Annotated in this window: 17 protein-coding genes; 4 read left to right on the top strand and 13 right to left on the bottom strand. The window is 58.3% G+C overall.

What is annotated here, in order from left to right; genetic code table 11:
• Window positions 1-59: 59 nt before the first annotated feature.
• The 10 genes from K1Y02_03735 to K1Y02_03690 all read right to left on the bottom strand — a co-directional run bounded on the left by K1Y02_03735 (window position 60) and on the right by K1Y02_03690 (window position 12,072).
• Window positions 60-374, bottom strand: coding sequence for a transposase (locus K1Y02_03735; protein MBX7255452.1), 315 nt, complete (start codon window positions 372-374; stop codon window positions 60-62).
• Window positions 375-478: 104 nt separating this feature from the next.
• Window positions 479-838, bottom strand: coding sequence for an IS630 transposase-related protein (locus tag K1Y02_03730; GenBank protein ID MBX7255451.1), 360 nt, complete (start codon window positions 836-838; stop codon window positions 479-481).
• Window positions 839-1,853: 1,015 nt separating this feature from the next.
• Window positions 1,854-2,921 (bottom strand): zinc-binding dehydrogenase, encoded by a 1,068-nt coding sequence (locus tag K1Y02_03725; protein ID MBX7255450.1) that lies wholly within the window; start codon window positions 2,919-2,921, stop codon window positions 1,854-1,856.
• 85 nt (window positions 2,922-3,006) lie between these two features.
• On the bottom strand, window positions 3,007-4,176 hold the full coding sequence (locus tag K1Y02_03720) for a glycosyltransferase family 4 protein (protein MBX7255449.1): 1,170 nt from the start codon (window positions 4,174-4,176) through the stop codon (window positions 3,007-3,009).
• Window positions 4,177-4,254: 78 nt separating this feature from the next.
• Window positions 4,255-5,871, bottom strand: coding sequence for a hypothetical protein (locus K1Y02_03715; GenBank protein MBX7255448.1), 1,617 nt, complete (start codon window positions 5,869-5,871; stop codon window positions 4,255-4,257).
• Between the two features lie 61 nt (window positions 5,872-5,932).
• On the bottom strand, window positions 5,933-7,120 hold the full coding sequence (locus K1Y02_03710) for a hypothetical protein (protein MBX7255447.1): 1,188 nt from the start codon (window positions 7,118-7,120) through the stop codon (window positions 5,933-5,935).
• 237 nt (window positions 7,121-7,357) lie between these two features.
• On the bottom strand, window positions 7,358-8,578 hold the full coding sequence (locus K1Y02_03705; GenBank protein ID MBX7255446.1) for a glycosyltransferase: 1,221 nt from the start codon (window positions 8,576-8,578) through the stop codon (window positions 7,358-7,360).
• Complete coding sequence (locus K1Y02_03700; protein MBX7255445.1) at window positions 8,575-9,618, bottom strand: NAD(P)-dependent oxidoreductase; 1,044 nt, start codon at window positions 9,616-9,618, stop codon at window positions 8,575-8,577. The genes K1Y02_03705 and K1Y02_03700 overlap by 4 nt, the downstream gene beginning before the upstream one ends.
• On the bottom strand, window positions 9,615-10,697 hold the full coding sequence (locus K1Y02_03695) for a Gfo/Idh/MocA family oxidoreductase (GenBank protein MBX7255444.1): 1,083 nt from the start codon (window positions 10,695-10,697) through the stop codon (window positions 9,615-9,617). The genes K1Y02_03700 and K1Y02_03695 overlap by 4 nt, the downstream gene beginning before the upstream one ends.
• Before the next feature lie 154 nt (window positions 10,698-10,851).
• Window positions 10,852-12,072, bottom strand: a complete 1,221-nt coding sequence (locus tag K1Y02_03690) for a glycosyltransferase family 2 protein (GenBank protein MBX7255443.1) — start codon at window positions 12,070-12,072, stop codon at window positions 10,852-10,854.
• Window positions 12,073-12,283: 211 nt separating this feature from the next.
• On the opposite strand from K1Y02_03690, the gene K1Y02_03685 reads away from it, so the two are divergent.
• The 4 genes from K1Y02_03685 to K1Y02_03670 all read left to right on the top strand — a co-directional run bounded on the left by K1Y02_03685 (window position 12,284) and on the right by K1Y02_03670 (window position 16,421).
• A complete protein-coding gene (locus K1Y02_03685; GenBank protein MBX7255442.1) occupies window positions 12,284-13,288 on the top strand; it encodes a glycosyltransferase family 2 protein in 1,005 nt (334 codons plus the stop codon).
• Between the two features lie 108 nt (window positions 13,289-13,396).
• Window positions 13,397-14,824 carry a UDP-N-acetylmuramate:L-alanyl-gamma-D-glutamyl-meso-diaminopimelate ligase gene (gene mpl, locus K1Y02_03680; protein MBX7255441.1) on the top strand — a complete coding sequence of 476 codons (1,428 nt, stop codon included), beginning with the start codon at window positions 13,397-13,399 and terminating at the stop codon, window positions 14,822-14,824.
• Between the two features lie 112 nt (window positions 14,825-14,936).
• The gene (locus tag K1Y02_03675; GenBank protein ID MBX7255440.1) at window positions 14,937-16,079 is read left to right on the top strand and encodes a DUF1080 domain-containing protein; all 1,143 of its coding nucleotides are present in this window, start codon (window positions 14,937-14,939) and stop codon (window positions 16,077-16,079) included.
• Window positions 16,080-16,160: 81 nt separating this feature from the next.
• Window positions 16,161-16,421: a glutaredoxin family protein gene (locus K1Y02_03670; GenBank protein ID MBX7255439.1), complete on the top strand. Its 261-nt coding sequence runs from the start codon at window positions 16,161-16,163 to the stop codon at window positions 16,419-16,421.
• On the opposite strand, the gene K1Y02_03665 is transcribed toward K1Y02_03670, so the two are convergent.
• From K1Y02_03665 to hemF, 3 genes are read right to left on the bottom strand one after another with little or no spacing between them, the layout of a single operon-like run.
• Complete coding sequence (locus K1Y02_03665) at window positions 16,358-17,386, bottom strand: RluA family pseudouridine synthase (protein ID MBX7255438.1); 1,029 nt, start codon at window positions 17,384-17,386, stop codon at window positions 16,358-16,360. The genes K1Y02_03670 and K1Y02_03665 overlap by 64 nt on opposite strands.
• Window positions 17,387-17,394: 8 nt before the next feature.
• Window positions 17,395-17,757 (bottom strand): MerR family transcriptional regulator, encoded by a 363-nt coding sequence (locus tag K1Y02_03660; GenBank protein MBX7255437.1) that lies wholly within the window; start codon window positions 17,755-17,757, stop codon window positions 17,395-17,397.
• On the bottom strand, window positions 17,754-18,662 hold the full coding sequence (gene hemF, locus K1Y02_03655) for an oxygen-dependent coproporphyrinogen oxidase (protein MBX7255436.1): 909 nt from the start codon (window positions 18,660-18,662) through the stop codon (window positions 17,754-17,756). The genes K1Y02_03660 and hemF overlap by 4 nt, the downstream gene beginning before the upstream one ends.
• Window positions 18,663-18,685: the final 23 nt, after the last annotated feature.

Here is an 18,685-nt window from a genome sequence, read left to right as displayed (position 1 = left end):
TCGTGCCTTTGCCTTGCGTAGGAAGGTTTTGATTTTACTCAACATCTTTTCGATGAGGTTCAGGTCAGGACTGTACGGCGGCAAATCCCAGACTGTGGGGCTCCAGCTGATTGAATGGCTGTTCGCGCGGCCACGTTCTTGTGGACGGAAAGACTGTCCATGATCACGTTATCGCCGGGCACCAAGGTGGGAACCAAGACCTGCTCTACCCATACTGCAAAAGCCGTCCCATACATTGGTCCATCAAGCACCCAGGGCGCTTGTGCACCGTTGCGGCCAATCGCCGCGATCATTGTGGTGGTCTCCCAACGGCCGCTCGGCACGCGATCATAGGCGCGCTGACCGCGCGGTGCACGGCCATAGCGACGGGTCATATTCGTTTTCGCACCAGACTCGTTGATAAATAGAAAGCGATGGTGCGCCACATGGCCTATGGCCTTGAACCAGTCTTCCCGACTTACTCGAATGTCGGGCCGATTCAATTCCGAGGAACAGAGCGTCTTTTCTTTAGTGGCAAGCCAAGCCGCTCCAGGGCGTAGTGAATTGCCTGCGGTGTACACGAAAGTCCAGCGGCATTACGCAATTCCACCAGCGTCATGTCCGGGTGCTCTCGAACCAGGCGCCTGAGCAGCTGCTCATGTTTCACCGTAATCGTGGGCCTGCGGCCAGAAAAGCGGTGCCGGGATGAGATGTCACCGGTAAGTCGCCGTTGTTGAAGTAGTTTCTTGACCATCCCCAGCGAGACGTCATACCGCTCCGCAATCTGCTGGCGGGTGCCATCTCCTCGGTCATAGGCCGCCACAATTCGTTCGCGCAAATCGTTGGATAGTGTAGCCATGCCCCATCTTATACACAGTCGAAGCAAAACGGATACAGAATTCTTTAAAACTCACTAATGAACGGCAAGGATCGACGAATCGAGAGATGTAAATGGGTTGTGAATGAACTTGTCAACTCCACTGGTTTCTGTTTGCTGGGGCGCAAAGGGACATCCATACCATTCGCGTTCTGTTGGATTCTGGCGCGATATTGAATTCCAACCTCATTCGAATGACCAGGCATTTGCTCGCAAATCTTCGGCGACTCTACCCTGCCCGGGGTCGGAATCTGACTGAATCTGTCCCCCACGCTCTTGGGGGCACTTGTAGCTACTGTGCCAACTTAATCCACACCAGCCTGAGTTTTCCGCAGATCTATGTCGATAAGTCTTCTCGGGACTTTCCATACGGCATCGGTTCGAAGAAGAAGGATTGGCGAATTGACGATGGTTGCTGTTGACTCAGGAAAGGAATCAGCTATGTATTGGGGTTAATTTAACCCGATATTTTTTATCGGCAGGACACACATAAGACATTAAATACAATAAGTTAACAAAAAGGGCGGCGCCCTCCACCGACGCCGCCCTTGAAGCGGTCGTGCATGGAGGCGACAAACTGCGAGGGTGACTTGCAGGTTGGGCAGTCTGTCGTGCGCTACCGCTTCAGTCCCGGGAGAAGGGGGTCTCGCCGGGAAACACTACCGGCCCCCTTAATCCGGAGTAGAAACTCGATGTGCTATGACGTGTTGGTGTGTGTAGCCTGCGCGGCCCCGGACGAGCTTGACGGCCGTTGACTGGAACTTGCCCCTACGATCCGAATTCGCAACGTACACTCATCAAAGCGCCGTCGTTTCGCGTGTCCGGAATTAAGCCCCCTCTTTACACGCGTCTGATGCGATTTCGATCCTCAGCGTCCCCATGCTGCCTTACAGCAGGAGTATAGCACGTTCTGCGCACTTTGCCTACAGAATAATAAGACCTTATCGAGCAAATTATGCGTCCCGTCGATGCTTGCGGAATGTTCGCCCTATGCGGACTATGCGGGAACTGTATACGATTCGCGCCAGGTACCCACCACGTCGAGGACTATCTTGCCGAACTGTTCGCCCACTTCCATTTTGCCCACGGCGGACTTGGCGTCGGCCAGAGGGAACACGCAATCGACGACGGGTTTTAGTTTTGTGCTCGAAACTGTTCGCAGCAATTTGCGGAAGTCTTCGTGCGATCCCATGGTCGAGCCCATCACGGTGACGTGGTTCCAGTACAAAGCGGAGATATCGACCTCGACGGTCTTGCCCGTCGTGACGCCGCAATGCACGATGCGTCCGCCGCGTCGTATGGAACTGAAGTTGATTGGCCACGTCGCCGCGCCGGTTGTGTCTTGAATGAGATCGACGCCGCGGCCGCCGGTTAGATCCTTTACTGCGGCTGCAACATTGGGATTGGTGCGGTAGTTGATGACGTGGTCCGCGCCGAGTTGCAGCGCACGGTCAAGCTTATCCTGCGACGATGACGTAACGATGACTTCAGCGCCAGCCATCTTGGCAAGTTGCAGGCCGGCCAAGGCCACGCCGCCGCCGATTCCGTGGATCAGCACGGTTTCGCCCGCACGCAGATTGCCTCGCGACATTAGCATGTGCCACGCCGTGATGTGAGCAAGGGGCAGCGAAGCCGCCTCGGCAGGATTGAGGTGTGCTGGAGCCGGCTGCACATTGACCGCAGGCACGGCGACGTATTCGGCAAAGGTCCCTGGCCTGCTCATGCCTACAATACCGAAAAAAAGGCATTCGCTTTGATCCCCGCGAAGGCAGTACTCGCATGCATCGCACGAGAGTCCAGGGTTGATCACAACGGAATCGCCCACTCGCACGGTTGTGACGTTCTTGCCGACCGCGCTGATGGTTCCCATCCCGTCCGAGCCGAGCACGTGAGGGATACTGAGTTCGACGCCCGGTCTGCCCTTCCGAACCCATATGTCCAGATGATTCAGAGCCGCCGCTTGGAGCCGGACCACCACTTCATTCTCAGCGGGTTCGGGATCGGCAACCTCTCCAAATTCGATAACATCAAGGTCGCCGTTTTGATTGATAAATGCTGCTTTCAATGGTCTACTCCTTCGCGAAGGGTCCGTGCGCCCAAACATGAGTCTGAAGGTGCATTGTACACCATGAAAACGGGTTTGTGTCAGGTTACCGCGCGCCTCGTTTGTCCGCGAGCGTACGATACAATCCCGCCAACGTTTCCGCGGAGCGTTCCCACGTGAAGGTCTGGGCGCGCGTGAATGCGGCCTCGGCTCGAGAGTCGGCGGCAATGCGGTCATCGAATGTCTGCTCGAGAGCGCACGTGATGGAGTCGACGTCGGTGGGGTTGACCAATAGGGCCGTGTCTCCGGCGACTTCCGGCATCGACGATGTGTTGGAGGTGATTACGGGTGTCCGCGCGGCCATGGCTTCGAGCACGGGCAGTCCGAAACCCTCATAGATCGACGGATATACGCAAGCCAGCGCACCGCGCAACAGAAGCACCGCTTCGCTTCGGTCGACGTAACCTGCGTAGACAATGTCTTTCGTTTCGGCGAGCGGCTTCATAGGGTGAAAGCTGGCCTCGCACTTCCATCCCGGTTTGCCGACAAAGACCAGTTGAGGGACTTCTCGGCGTTTCTCACGAAGCCGGGCGTAAGCTTCCACCAAGCGTGGAATGTTCTTGCGCGGCTCGACGGTCCCGAGTTGGATGAAGTATTCGCGCGAGATGCCCAGCCTTTGCTTCAGCACGTCCAGAGTCTCCGAATCCAGCGGACCCGCGAACTCTTCAGGATGTATGCCGTTGGGAACCACGTGAATCCGGTCCTCGGGTATCCCCAACAGTTCGACCATTTCCGATTTGCACGATTGTGACACGGCAACGACGGCGTCTGCTTCACGCGCAACCTGCCGTACGAGCCGCGTCTGTACTTCGATGGTGCGCGCCGTGTGTGTTTCAGGATGTCGCAAGAACGACAAATCGTGAACCGTAACCACGCGCAATGCCTCTTTCGTCGCAGGTGTGTGATGCGAGAAATTGTGCGCAATGTCCAGAGGTCCACAGGACCATTCGATCGGAGGCCAGGACAAACGCGTCCACAGGTGGTATTTGACCAGCCGTGCGCGCCGGAAGATCGCGTGACTGGCCGTGAAGGGAAGCAGATCCTCAAGGTTGGCCTTACCGGAGCGGTCACCCGTCGCGAACAGATGAAACTCAAACGCTTCAACGCGGCGAAGCAACGCACGTAACTGATTGAGGGCTGCGTAGCCGATTCCCGTCATGGGGGATTCCGCAATGCAGCTTACGTCGAGACCGATGCGCAAAGGCCGGTTACTCACGACGTTTCCCCTCAGCCTACCCGGTTACACCATTGAAAGATGCAGCAGATTCCCCTGCGCCGCTCGTTTCTCAACCGGCTACTCGCCCTGAACGGCGACAGGTACGTCTCCGTCCGATTCCGCCTGTTCATTGGCCACGTCTGTTTCCGACATTGCAGCGTCTTCCTCAACTACACCTTCGACGTTCGCCTCCGTATTGGCGTCAGGCGTAGCCGCTACCTCTCCAGGCATTTCGGCGGTTGTCTGTTTGGACGACTTGACCGCAACCGATTGCTTGATCTTGATGTCGGGAAGCCGGAACTCGTAGTCCGTAACTTCACTCGAATCCAGCAATCGCTGCATCGAAGCAAGTTCCTCGTTGAACTCCTGGTCCGTATAGCCAAATACCTTCGCGGCCAATTCGGTCGCGCGAAGCTGAATGTCGTCCGATTCGCCGTTGATCATTTTGTCGAGCAACACGCGCTTGAACGTCTCCTCGTCGAGCGTATCGGGAAGCGGCAGTTTCTCGCGCGGTTTCGGTGGCGGCGGAGTCGCCTCCGCAGGAGGACCAGCCTGAACGACAGGGGACTCAGCGGGAGTCGGCACGACTGCCGGCATAGGCTGAGCCGGTATGGCCACCTGTGGAGCGGTCTGCTCCGAAGGCACTGGCGGCATAGTCGAAACGGCAGGTGCCGCGACCTGCTCCGGTGGCTGAATCGGCTGCACATGCGCCGTCGACAAATTCGGCGTAGCCTGAGCTTCATACGCATAGGTCGTGCTCGCCGGAGCATAGCTCTGCGGTACGTGCTGCGCGATCGCTTCCGGCTGGGGCGCGATAGGCGGAACAGGCTGCTGCGCAATAGGCGCAACGGGCGGTGAATATGCCTGTTGCGGTGCCGCGTATACCGGTGCTGGAGCCGGTGCCGAGTACGAAGGTGGTGGAGCGTAGGCTGGTTGCGGCGCCACGTAAACCTGCTGGCTCGGCGGAGCCGGAGGAGGCTGCACCACGTACGCCGGAGGCGCTGTATATGCCTGGGGCGCAACCTGGGGATGCACAACATACGGTTGCACGGGTGGCGCCTGCATGGGGGGCGGAGGAGCATAGACCGGCGGCGCTTGCGGTGCCACATACGGGTGCTGCTGCGCTTGGGCCTCATACTGGGGTGCAGGCACGTATCCGCCCGCATAACCCGGGGGCGGCGGCATCGGAATGGGCGGCGCCTGTGGCGTCGGTTGTTGCGGTTGACGTCCAGACATGGGGCGTATCGGTGACTGAGAACGACCGTCGTTTGGCTGATGCTCCAGCGCAAGCGCCGGCGATTTGCGCAAGGCTCCCAAGCATAGGGCGCGGCCCGTCTTGATTTCCTCCAGATCCGGAAACTCCTGCACGAGAGCATCGAAGAGCGTCAATGATTCCGCGTAACGTCCGTTAAAGTACAGATCGACCGCTTGACTGAAGCGCCGCTTCGAATCGTCGGCTGCCATCATGACACGATTTGCGGCCAGAGGCCCGGGCATGACGGACGACGCGGGAACCGGCACGGAGGGGGAAACCTCAACGGCGCGCGGTGCGGGCTGCGTTCGCGCGGGTGTGGCGTTCTGAGAGCGTATGGTGATGGGGCGTTCGCAAGCAGGGCATAACCCGGTGCGGCCAATGGCCGAGCGGGGTACCTGAATACGTTCTCCGCAAACGCATGTGACAACTAGCCTCTGCATACCCGTATCTTACCTTGAAAGGGGGGTGCTTCGCACGATACGGACTCCCACGGCGAATCGGTCAGCGTCGGCCGAGGAATCGAAGCAGGGCATCCACGAGCACACGTTGGTCGTGCTGGATGTCGGTGGCGGGTTGCGCGGGCATATCTGAAGCCGGCGTCGTAACCGGCGGGCTGTAGGCGCGCACCGGTTCGGGGCGCGGCACCGGGGCCGTGGCCCAAACAGGTTCGGGGCGCACTTCGACCTGTACGGGAGAGGACAAGGACTCTTCCAGGAGAGCAGGTTCCATCGACTCGGCAGGTGCCTGCGCCGGCTCCGTTGAGAACCGTTCCCCCTCAAATTCCTTTTCACGCAGCCTATCTCGCGCGGAAGCCAGTTCCGACACGAGACGTTCATTATCCTGCTGTGTCTCCGTCAATTTAAGCACAGCATTACGCAATTCAACCGTCACACGGTCGAACTTGGCGGCCATATCGTCAAGGGCATTTCGAAGCGAACGAATCTCCAGTGAGCGGTGCTGTGCCAGCCGGCGCGCCTCATCCAATTCGACGTTTGCCCGCGCATCTCCACCTTCGGCGCCCTCTTCATAACCACCCGCCTCGGTCTGGTCCTCGAGTGTACGGGGAACATCCGGCAACTCCGTATTGCCGTCCGTTTCCGCGGAATAACGCGTCGCCCGGCGCAGCGCCGCGTCGAGCTTGTAGATCTTCTCGTCCTTCTCGACGAGCAGTTCCCGCTGCGTGCTGATGATGGCATTCAATTCTTCAATCATCGCCCGTTCGCGGCCCGTGTCCTGCACGCCGGACAGTGCCATCTTTCGCGCGGCGGCCAACTCAGCTTCCAGCAGATCGCCCTCGCGCGCACGGCTTTCCGCCGCTTGACGAAGCGCCTCAACCTCTGCGGTCAATTGTGCAATGACCCGACCGCGCCGCTCGATTTCCGCCAGCAACGCCGCATTACGCGGGTCCGTGTCCATCGCTTGGATTGGCCCCCTCTTTACAGGCGCAGGCATGGCTGTTTCCTGCGGTTCCTCCAAGGCTGGTGGTTGCGACGGCTCAAAATAGGGTCTGGCAACCGGTTGCGCCGGAGGAACGGGCGTTGGAAACTCATCCGGCTGGTCGGCGATGGGCGTCGCGTTAACGGGGACGAGTACGGGCCGTTTGCAGCGGCGGCACCATGCCGTGCGCCCTGCGTGCCGGTTCTCGACACGCAGACTGGTCCCGCATTGTATACATTCGAATTCAATCATACGACGTTAAACACAGTCTTTAGCCAGGAAATTGCGCTCTAATTTCGCTCGATCAAGTATAACACCAGAACAACGCGGTCGGCGAATTTGCGATAAAAAGGCCGAATGATTGCGTTTTGCCTGATTCATGGTTGACATTGTGACTGTCCGGAAACGACCAAGTGGGAGCGCGGCATACTCTCGGACAGGGCGGAACGCTTCGTGTCCCGCTTTTCTGACTACGTGAGCTAATCCCGCCTATGCTTTCCCCAAATCACCGAAGTGAACTAGAAGTCCCTGCGCATTTTTCGCCGAGTCGAACTCTGCTAGCACCTTTGCGCGACCGGCGGCACCGAGCCGGTTGCGGAGCGCGGGATCCCCGAGCAGGGCTTCAACGCGGCTCGTGAGCGATGCGCTGTCGCCGGGCGGAACCAGATAACCGGACACGCCATCCTCGACGAGTTCGGGAATCCCGGCAATGTGCGTCGTGACGACGGGCAGACCGGTTGTCATCGCCTCCATAAGCACGACAGGGACTCCTTCGGCAAAGCTCGCCATCACGAATACATCGGATTCCGCGAGCAACTCGCGCACCCGTTCTTGTGACACGTAACCGGTGATCGTCACCCGGTCCGTGATTCCGCGCTCACGCGCATACGATTCGATCCATGCGCGATCGGGGCCGTCGCCTGCGAGTGTGAGTGTCAACTCAGGGTGCATCGCTGCCAGCGCGGCGAAGGCTTCCAGCAACACTGGAACTCCTTTCACAGCGGCGAGGCGGCCCACAAAGATCAGACGTTTTGCTTTTCCCTCGTGCGTGCGCGGCGTGTAGTGGCGCGTATCGACCCCGCAGTGCACAATCTTCAGGCGATCCCAGCGCTCGGGCTTGGTCCAGATCATGGCCTGGCTGCGGCAGAAGTGGCTGATGCACGCAACAAACGAGGCGCGCGCAAACTTGGCGTCGAGCCGCCAGCGGTCCGGTTCAAAGAAGATGCCGGGTCCATGTAACGTGAAGCTGAACGTGAAACCGCCGAGTTCGGAAGCAAGCATGGCCACCGTACAACTCGAGTCGGCAAGGTGGTTGTGCAGATGCGTGAGGCCGTGTTTGCGCATGAAGTCGACAACGAACCCGGCCTCAATGAAGTAAGCAATCTGATAGAGCAGGCCCTTGATGCCCGGTGCGCGTGTCCTCAATGCAAGCGCGAATGTGCGGAAGTATCGCAATGGCGATGCCAGCTTTAGACGCCCGTGCACGCTCATCAATCGCGTGAATGAGAAAGGAACCAGAATGTGAGTCGTGGAGCGTTCGGCTCGCTGCTCCGGACTCACGCACTCGCTCTCCGGAATGCCGCGCACGGAAAGGGTCTCAATTTCAGCTCCCAATTCGCGCAAAGCGGCGATTTCGCGGTGGATGAATACAAACGGCGACACACGGAGGTATTCGCCCGTCATGTAAGCCACGCGTACCGGTTTGCTCATTCCCAACCTCCGCCAGGCCTATCGACCGCAAGCAAATCCGCCTCCGGTAGAAAGCTACGGTCAAGCGCTTCATCCAGGGTGTAGCGCGGCTGCCAATCGAGAACGTCTTGTGCGTGGGCATGGGTGTAACGAAGCGGTTTGCAGCGCGCGTGCAACCGGCAGGGCACCAGGATGCTTGGGAGTTTCGCCTCGCCGCCAAAAGCCAATCGATTGGTCCATTGAGCAAACGCGGCCAGCATGCGCATGGCAATCCATGGCACTGGTATGACTCGCGGACGCGGCGTCAGGCGCGACCGCAGCCTCGCGATGTACTCGGCGTGTGTGGGTCCTTCGCCATCGACCAGGTTAATGGTCTCACCCACCGCGTCGTCGAGAGTCGCACACCGCACGATCGCCTCGGCGCAATTCTCGACGTAGGCCATGGGCAGATGAGCACTTGAACCGATCTGAATCCAAGTCTGAGACCCCGCTTCCGCTCCAAGGCATGCGGTCCACAAGTGGCCGTTTCCGTAGATGACGCCGGGGCGTACCACGGTCAACGCGAGTTGGTGACGCATGGCGTAGTCGCGTGCAAGATTCTCCTGCAGGACCTTTGTCAGGCAGTAGTCGTCGCGCTCGTAAATGCGATGTTCCATCGGACTCGACTCGTCCAGGATTGAGTTGGCTGGTTTGTCGAGATACCCGTATACCGAAAAGGAGCTAATCTGCACGAGTCGGCGTACACCCGCCTGCACTATGCCTTCGAGCAGGTTTTCGGTGGCAACGACCGTCGAAGCAAGCTGCGCATACAAGTCTCCACCGACTGCAGCCGCGATGTGAATCACGGCGTCAACACCGTTGAGAGCGTCTACAATGCCGTTTCGCGACCGCAAATCAAGACGTGCTATTTCCGCATTCGGGTGCTCCGCCCACGGCAGCGCGCTTACATCGGCGCCGGGACGCATCGCGGCCCGCACGCGATAGCCTTCCCGTAACACTTCCGCAACTACGTACCGGCCCAGAAACCCGTTTGCACCGGTCACCAGAAACCGCGTGCTCATATGCGGTTCTCCTCGGCAACCAAGGCGTCAATAAGCGAGGTCGTGCGATCCATGTCCTCGTAGGTCACGGGCGGCGGCGCATCCGTTTGCAGCGCCGTGTAGGTGCGATCCAGGAAAGTCTGCAGGCCTTCAAGAGGCGTAATCCGGCGAATCTTATTCATGAACCCGCGGAGACTCGCCTTCATCAGCCCCGCGCCGTTCACGAACTGGTTTACGAGCGGTGTGAGTTGCTTGCCTCCCGATCGCGGAATATTCAGTCGAAAATACGGTTGAAAGAAGTCCGTTTCTACCCAGCCGCGCGATCCGCGCACGATGAGCGCAAAACAATCGGGACTCTGATGGCTGGAGAAGCGAAGCCGCGCGTGCACGCCGCCACCCACAACGAGGGCGTCACACGAGTCATAGGTGAACAAGGGATGGTCACTCTGCTTGCGCCATGCCGCCTTTACCGTCTCGACGTTCGGAAGAAATCGCAACGCGAGATAGCAGAGGTGTGGCAAGAAATCGTGCAACGCGCCTGCAGGCAGCCGATGGCATGGGTTCGGCAGATTGGTGTCGCTGAACGCACCCCCGGGTTCCGTGATGGGCAGCGCCATCCGCACCTCTACTTCACGAATATCTCCTAATGCGCCGTCATTCACCAGCGTCTCGATGGCCAAGGCTTGTTGGTTGAACCGGTAATTGTGGTCCTCCACCAAGACGCGGCCACACTGCTGGGCCTGTGTCCACAGCGCGCGGAATTCGGCGTTGGTCGGCGCAACGGGTTTCTCGACGATTACGTGCGCGCCAGCCTTGAGGCACTCAGCCGCCAACGCGACGTGGGTATGTGGAGGCGTAAGCACATGAACCACGTCGGGTTTGATTTCTTCGAGCATGCGCGCGTGTTCGGTGTAGGCATGCTCCGCGCCGAACCGGTCCGCGGAATAACGCGCGAGCGCGTTCGATAGATCGCAGACGGCGGCAAATTGCGCTCGCGACGAGCGCTGCAAGAACCGCATGTGCTCCGCGGAGATTTGCCCCGCGCCCAGTACGGCCGCGCGCAAGGGTGATACAGATCTGTCGGTACCCACGCCGCTCATTTTACACGATTGAACTCCAATGTCTCAGACTTCCCCATTGTCATTCCGAGCGAAGCGAGGAATCTGGGACGAGAATCGATCCGTGTGCCAGATTCGTCGCTTCGCTCGGAATGACAAGTACGGCAGACCGTCTGAGCATCCGTCATTTCCTTTATCATTGCTTTGACTCCCGATCGATCTCCGCTTGCCGTTGCGTGCGTTCCCACGTTTGTGGCTTCTTGGTAAACGCCAGCTTGATGTAGAACGGTATCTTCCACAGCAAGAACGCCGGTGCTGCCGCCAGCGCAAGCCACACATTGGCCGGCGCACGGCACAGCCACAATCCCGATGCGACGTAGTGAACAATGATGAATCCGCAGCCAACTACGGGAAGTGTATATGCCGGAACTAGAAACACTGACACGGCCAACAGGACGAGTTCGAGGAACACCAGAAGCGACAGCGGAGGGACCATCAGTTCCAGTATCGCGTCAAGATAGCGCCATCGTGGCGCGCGAAGGAACGCGACCAGCAGTCTCGGTAAAAACGTCTTTATGAGTTGAATGCGCCCGGCTTCCCAGCGCCGGCGCTGGGGATCGGCCTGAGCGGAAGTCGTGGGCATCTCGGAGATAACGATGGCACGCGGAACATATTGGACGCGCGTGCCTTCGAGCAACAGCCGCATCGAGAACTCCATATCCTCGACAATGGAGTGCGCAGGCCAGCCTGTCTGCAACAACAGGGATGAACGGAACGCCATACCGTTGCCTTTCAGATCGCCGGTGCCGCCCCAGAAGGTGCGGCCCGCGGGACGCAATCCGTTGACCAGCGAAAACGCAGCGAAAGTCAGGGCCGTGCGCCAGTTCGCGCCCGGATTCGACACACCATGGAATCCTTGGACGGCGGAAACAGACTCGTGAGCGAAAGCGGCGGAAACGGCGCGGCAGAAGTCTCTGTCCACGAGCGTATCGGCATCGACGATGGCAATCACGTCGAACGATTCAAGTTGCTGTTTGTGCCCCTTCAGGAACCAGTCCAACGCCTGACCTTTTCCACGTAACGTGAGATCGTGGCGCTCCAGCGCCGTGGCTCCAGCCTCGCGCGCGGCCTGGGCTGTGCCGTCCGAACAGTTGTCGGCGATAACGAAGATCCCAAGCTTATCGGCGGGATAGTTGGCATGGAGGATTTGCTTCACGCATGCGCCAATTTGAAGTTCCTCGTTGTGAGCAGGCACAGCGATGGCGATGCGCAGTGGCTGCGCCTCGCGTAGGGGCTTGAGATGTAACAAAAACGCGCCAAATGTCAGAAAGAGGAGATAGCCCGAAACCAGGGCCAAGTACACGACGGCACACGCCATGACGATGGTCGCCACTATCATGGCAACCTCGTCGAACATTCTATTTGCATTCCTTGCCGCATACGCGCGAACAGTGTATAGGAATGATGAGACGCCGCTCCAGCTTGTCACAATGCGTCAGAAGTCTCTTACAAGACGCGAGCCTTGACCCCAAATTCCGCCGTATGGCGGGTTTGCACGTATTGCAGGGCGTGACTATGATGACGCGACTCAATCGGGAATAGAGACCTAACCAGGTTCATTCGCAACAATGTCTGCCTTGTCCGACGAAGCTGAATACCCTTCTCCTGACGTCTCGTTTGTCGTCATCGGCTACAACGAGGCACGGAACATTGCCGCGTGCCTGGATTCCGTGAGGCGGTGTCCGCTCCCTCGAACCACATACGAGTTGATCTATGTTGACGGCGGGTCGACAGACGGCAGCAGGACAATCGCAGAAGGCGTGGGTGTGGACCTTCTTCTCGGCGGCGAACGCCGGCGGCGCGCGGCGGAAAATCGCAATCTCGGCGCAAAGTCTGCGCAGGGACGCTATCTCCAGTTCATTGACGGCGACATGGTACTGGACCCCGATTGGCCCGCCGCCGCCATCGGATTCCTGGATTTGCACCCGGAAGTGGCCGCGGTCTATGGAAATCTTCAGGAAATCAATACGAGAATCCTATTCCGTGTAATGCAGCTCGACTGGAATCCGCAAGAGGGCCCTGTAGCCACGTGCGGCGGCGCGGCCATGTTCCGGCGCGAAGCATTCGAGGCAGCAGGTGGTTTCCCGGAAGATGTGCGCTACGGCGAGGAACCGTTGCTTTGCTGGCGGATTCGCAATGAGCAGAAGCGGCTCATCTATCACCTCAATCGTCCCATGGCACTGCACGACATCGGTTTTCGCCATATCGAGGACTACTGGCGGCAGTACGTGCGCCACGGGGAGACCTACGCGGAGATTGCGGCGCGTTGCGCGGGAAGCGACGACCCGATGTGGGTACGCGAACGCACAACGAACTTTGGTTGGGCACTGGTTCTGCTTCTGGCCGTTGTTGTGCTCATCACTGCACCATTGAGCGCGAAAGCGGTTGTAGCAGCCCTGGTGATTCTGATGGTACTGCGCAAGACCGCGCAGATGCTCCGCCGTGGACATGGCATTGCCGTGTCCATGGGGTATGCTGTGTTTGTGTATGTCTCGAAGATTCCATTGGCATGGGGACAGATCAAGTGGAGCTTGTCTCGCAAACGTAACCAAAGCGGGCAATCTGCCACGTGATTTAGAGGCAACTCCTTGGTTCAGCATGTCAAATCTCGTCATTGGGATCTGGAAATCGAATAGATGAAACGCATGAGTAGTCAGTCGAATTGAGCAAGGAGCCTTGCATTGCTTTTTCTAGGTGAGTTGAATCGCGCGCCGCGCGTGCATTTTTCGGGCATTGGCGGCACGGCCATGGTGGCGGGAGCGCGCCTGGCTATTGAAGCGGGGTGGGAAGTGCGCGGAAGCGACAATCCACTCTATCCGCCGACGTCCGAAATGGTGGCGGCGCTGGGCGTGCCCGTGGCTAGCGGTTATAGCGAGGCCAACCTCGATTGGGAGCCGGATGTTGTCGTATTGGGAAATGTGCTAAGCCGCGGCAACCCCGAGGTGGAGGCCGCGCTTGAACGAACGCTACATTACGTTAGCTTGCCCGAGTGGATGAAGGATGCGGTACTCCGCCAACGGCGTTCGATTGTCATCAGCGGTACCCATGGAAAGACGACGACTACGGCGCTCACGTCTTACCTCTTTGACCGCGTGGGTCTTGAACCGGGATTTCTCATTGGAGGCCAGCCTCTTGATTTCGACCACTCCGCGAGGCTGGGCGCAGAAGGCAAGCCGTTTATCATCGAAGGTGACGAATATGACACCGCCTTCTTTGATAAGCGCGCGAAGTTCTTCCACTACGTTCCGGAATGCGCCGTAGTAACGTCGGTTGAATTCGATCACGGCGACATCTATCACGACCTCGACGAGATTCACCTTGCGTTTCAACGCATGCTGAGACAAATCCCTCGACACGGCCTGCTGGTCTTGTGCGCGGATCAGGAGGGAGCCTTGTCGCTGAAGGATTATGCGCCTTGCCCGGTCACCACGTATGGATTCGCGGACAACGCCGAATGGCGCGGCGTGATTCGTGAAGAGCGAACGGCCGGCGGTTTGATTGGATTCGATGTGCTTCGGGCCGGAAGAGTCTGGGCGGAACTCGATGTGCCGCTGGCCGGGCGTCACAATCTCCAAAACACATTGGCTGCCGTTGCCGTGGCTGCGCATTTCGGCGCGAATGGCAGGGCTATCGAGCGTGTGATGCCTTGGTTCAAAGGGGTCCGCCGTCGCATGGAGGTCTTTCACAGATTCAATGGCATAACCTTCGTGGACGACTTCGCGCATCATCCCACGGCTATCCGCGAGACCATCGCAGCGGCCGGTATGCGATGGCCGGGGCAGCGACTGTCCGTAGTCTTCGAACCACGGTCAAACACGACAGTTACGCGCCGGTTTCAAAGCGAATTGACGGACGCGTTCGCCAACGCCGATTCGGTGTGGCTTGGGCCCATCCATCGCGCCAATTCAATTCCCGAAGACGAACGGCTCGATCGAAACGAGCTCGTATGTGAACTTGCCGCACGTGGAGTCAACGCGGCGTACAGAGATGACGTCGATACGATCGTAGACGATTTATTCGTGCATGCCGAATTCGGCGACATTGTACTCGTTCTGAGTAACGGCGCTTTCGGCGGTATCTACTCCAAGATTCGCGACGCGTTTTCGTAGGTGAGATTTCGTTGGAAGCGGTCGCCGTCGAGGCGTATGATAGTGGGGATTCTGATGCGCATTCGCGCAAACTCATAACGATGGTTGCGGAAAGGAGCCGTATACGATGGGCATGAAACGATTACTAACGGCGCTGGTTGCCGTGGCGCTGATTGCGGGCGGAGCGGCCGTCGCGCAGGCGCAGGTGGCCGAAAAACTGCCGACAATAGACGAAGCCGCGCAAGGCTGGGTGAGCTTGTTCGATGGCGAAACCCTCTTCGGCTGGATCCAATTGGGCGACGCGCAGTGGAAGGTTGCGGACACGAACATCGTGCGCGACAGCGGCGCGGGCGGCTGGTTGGCTACGACAATGCCGTTTGCCGACTTCGAACTGAAGGCAAAGATTCGCGTCGCCCCCGAACACTCGGCGGGATTGGCTGTGCGCACGAGCCTCGATGGGCATCCGGCGGAAACCGGCGGCACGGTGATTAATCTCACCGAACCCAAAGATGGTAAGGGTGATTGGAAAGTCGTTGAAGTGAAGGCCGAAGGAACCACGGTCACGGCTACGGTCGATGGCAAGGCGGTTGAAGGACTGACTTCAGGCCGAGGATTTGGCCATATCGGCATCTTCTATTACGGCACTTCCAAAGGGCCAGCAAAGGTCGAAGTCGCCGAAATGAAGCTGCGCCCCCTTGGCGAGAAGCCCATTTTCAATGGCAAAGATCTCGACGGTTGGAACATCATTCCCGGGCATAAGTCGAAGTTCACCGTGGTTGACGGCGCTCTGAATATCAAAGATGGCAACGGGCAAATCGAGACCGCGAACGTCTACAAAGACTTCGTTCTGCAGTTGGCGATCTTCTCCACCGATGAGCCGAAGCCTCTGAATAGCGGCGTGTTTTTCCGTGGGCCTGTGGGCAAATTCTGGCTAGGCTACGAGTCGCAAGTCCGCAATGAGTGGGAAGGCGACAACCGCAACGCACCCGTGGACTATGGCACGGGCGGCAACTATGGCAACCAGAATACACGCAAGGTCGTCCCGAGCGGGCGCGAGTGGTTCTACAAGACCGTTGTATGCGTAGGCCCGCAGGCGAGCGTTTGGATCAACGGCTACCTCGTTAGCGATTTCCTGGATATGCGCCCTGTGTCCGAAGAAGGTCAAGGCAAAGCGGGCTACGTGACGGGTCCCGGCACGATACACCTTCAGGGCCACGATCCGACAACCGATCTATCGTTCAAGGACATCCGCGTCGCGGAATATCCGAAGAACTAAAGGCTGTTTGTTAAGACAGGCACGGCGGGGGCGGACTACGCAGTTCGCCCCCGTTGTCCTTTTCCTGTGGAGGATGGAGCAATGCCAACGTCAATTATCATGTACTCGGCAAAACTATGCGGGGATTGCCAGAACCTGAAAGCGTTTATGGATAAGCATGGTATTCCGTATGAGAACCGAGACATACGCGAAAACCCCGAATATGGCGAAGAGTTGCAGACGAAGACAGGCAAGTTAGGTGTCCCATACTTGCTAATCGATGGCGAGTGGGTGCGCGGCTATGTCCCGGGACGACCCTTCTCCGAAGACTTCGCGCGCGGTCTTTTCGGCCTTGCAGGCTGACTGCGTTTTGGCTTTGGCCTGGCGCGATCGTCACGCTGCGCTGGAGGGCGTTGCCGAAGCGCCTCTGCTTTGTTTTCGTTGCTAAGTTTCAGCAGCTTCTTAAGCTCGGGGGGCAATTCGCTGGAGAACACCATCCGTTTACCGGTCGTCGGATGTATGAACGACAGGTGATAGGCGTGAAGACCGAGCCTTTTCGCAGGATTCGATGTAGCCCCGTACTTCTTATCGCCCACTACCGGATGCCCTCGATCGGCCAGGTGAACGCGAATCTGATTCTTGCGTCCCGTCAGTAGCGTGATATCCAGTAACGAATAGTCGTCGCCGACCTTAACCACCTTGTACTTCGTGGCCGCATACTTGGCATCGTCCGCAGGCGCTACGCTGTGGACCTTCAGGCTCTTGTCGCTCTCGCGCAGGTGGCTTTCGATGACGTCTTCGCTCTTCTTAGGCACCCCTTCCACGACCGCGTAATACCGCTTCTCCACCTCGTCCCAGCGTTCCTGCAAGACGCGTTTGATCGCCTCGGTGCGCGCGAACACAAGCAGCCCGGAGGTGTCTCGGTCAATACGATGCACGATGAAAATGCGTTCACCGCGGTGGGGATTCTGCCACTCCACGTAATTCCACAACTGGTGATACGCGGTGTTTGTCTTTTCTTTCTCCGTGGCGATGGTCAATAGCTTCGGCGGCTTCACAACCACGATGATGTCTTTATCTTCATGGAGAATCTGCAAGGTAAACGGCGGCCGTTTGCCTGATTTCTCGGGATTGTGTCCCTTGATATGCACCAAGTCGCCCGGCAGAAGCGGATGGTCGAATTTCGTTACCGGCTTCTGGTTCACGAAGACGGACTTGAACTTGAGCAGCTTCTTGATGTTTGTGCGCTTCTGATCCGGCAATCGCTCCGTCAGAAAAGAGAAAAGGGTTGTGGCTGTCTCGACTTCGTAGGTGTGAGAGGTATGCATGGGGTAATTCAGTCCGCTTCCAGGATGTCCAACAATGCGTCAATCTCGGACTCGATCGTGTCGATCAGTTCGAGCGCTTCTTTGCGCGTGCGCGGCCTGCCTTCGCCCTGGAGTTCTTGTTGGAGGCGCACACGCGCGCCTTCGATCGTCATTTTCTCGTATCGAATCAGCTGCTTAATCCGTCGGGCGACTTCGATGTCGGGGGCCATGTAGTAACGGCGTCCGGCCCGGTCGCGCTTCGGACGCAGCGGAGGGAAACGATCTTCCCACTGCCGCAACAAGTAGTCGGGAACGTCGATGAGCTCGCTCACCTCGCGAATGCTATAGCGGCGCTCGGGTGACACCCCCGACGGTGTTGCCGCTTTTCTCATTCTTCACCCTCCGCGACCGCATTCGCCCAATCCACCGGCTTCAGATACACCTCAGACAATTTTGCCTCGGGCGTGCCCGGCTCCGGACTCCAATTGTACCGCCATTTTGCCACGGCGGGTAGGGACATCAGAATCGATTCGATTCGCCCTCCCGATTGCAGACCGAAAAGAGTCCCTCGGTCGTAAACGAGGTTGAATTCCACATATCGCGAGCGCCGGTACAACTGAAACTCTCGCTGCGCCTCGGTGTATGCCCTACACTTGTTCGCTTCAATGAACGGACCGTAAACCGACGGAAACGCGATGCCCAATGCCTCGACGAATTCCAGATTGTGCTTGCGATTTGTCCGCAGGTGATCGAAGAAGACGCCGCCGACGCCTCTCATCTCGTTACGGTGCTTGATGAAGAAGTATTCGTCGCAGGCTCGTTTGTGGACCGCGTAGTCTTCGCCATGCGCATCGCAGATCGACTTCAATGCGCGATGGAATGCAATGACTTCGCGACGCACCGGATAGTAAGGCGTGAGGTCAATTCCACCCCCAAACCACCAGGCGTCGCCCGCCTCAAAGTAACGAATGTTCATGTGAATCGTGGGCACGTGAGGGTTTCGCGGGTGCATCACCAGACTTACACCGGTAGCGGCAAACGGAGTGCCTTCCGCTATCCGGAATTGAGTCGCAGCCGATTGCGGCAGAGACGCCCCACGAATGAACGAGAAGTTGACGCCCCCTTTTTCGATGACCGGCGAGCCCTCCCAAATGCGCGTGATTCCGCCGCCGGTTCCACGTTCGTAGTGCCACTCGTCTTCGTGATACGGCGCGTCACCCACATTGGTCAGGAATGTGGTTATCGTATCTTGGACACGGCGGAAAGCCGACTCGATCTGTTTTACGCTTGGGATCATCGGTATTGGGGAGTCATTGAAAA

It is taken from the genome of Candidatus Hydrogenedentota bacterium, assembly GCA_019695095.1.
Taxonomy (GTDB): domain Bacteria; phylum Hydrogenedentota; class Hydrogenedentia; order Hydrogenedentales; family SLHB01; genus JAIBAQ01.
The sequence above is the reverse complement of the archived record's forward strand: the minus strand, read 5'-3'. Positions and strand labels throughout refer to the sequence as shown.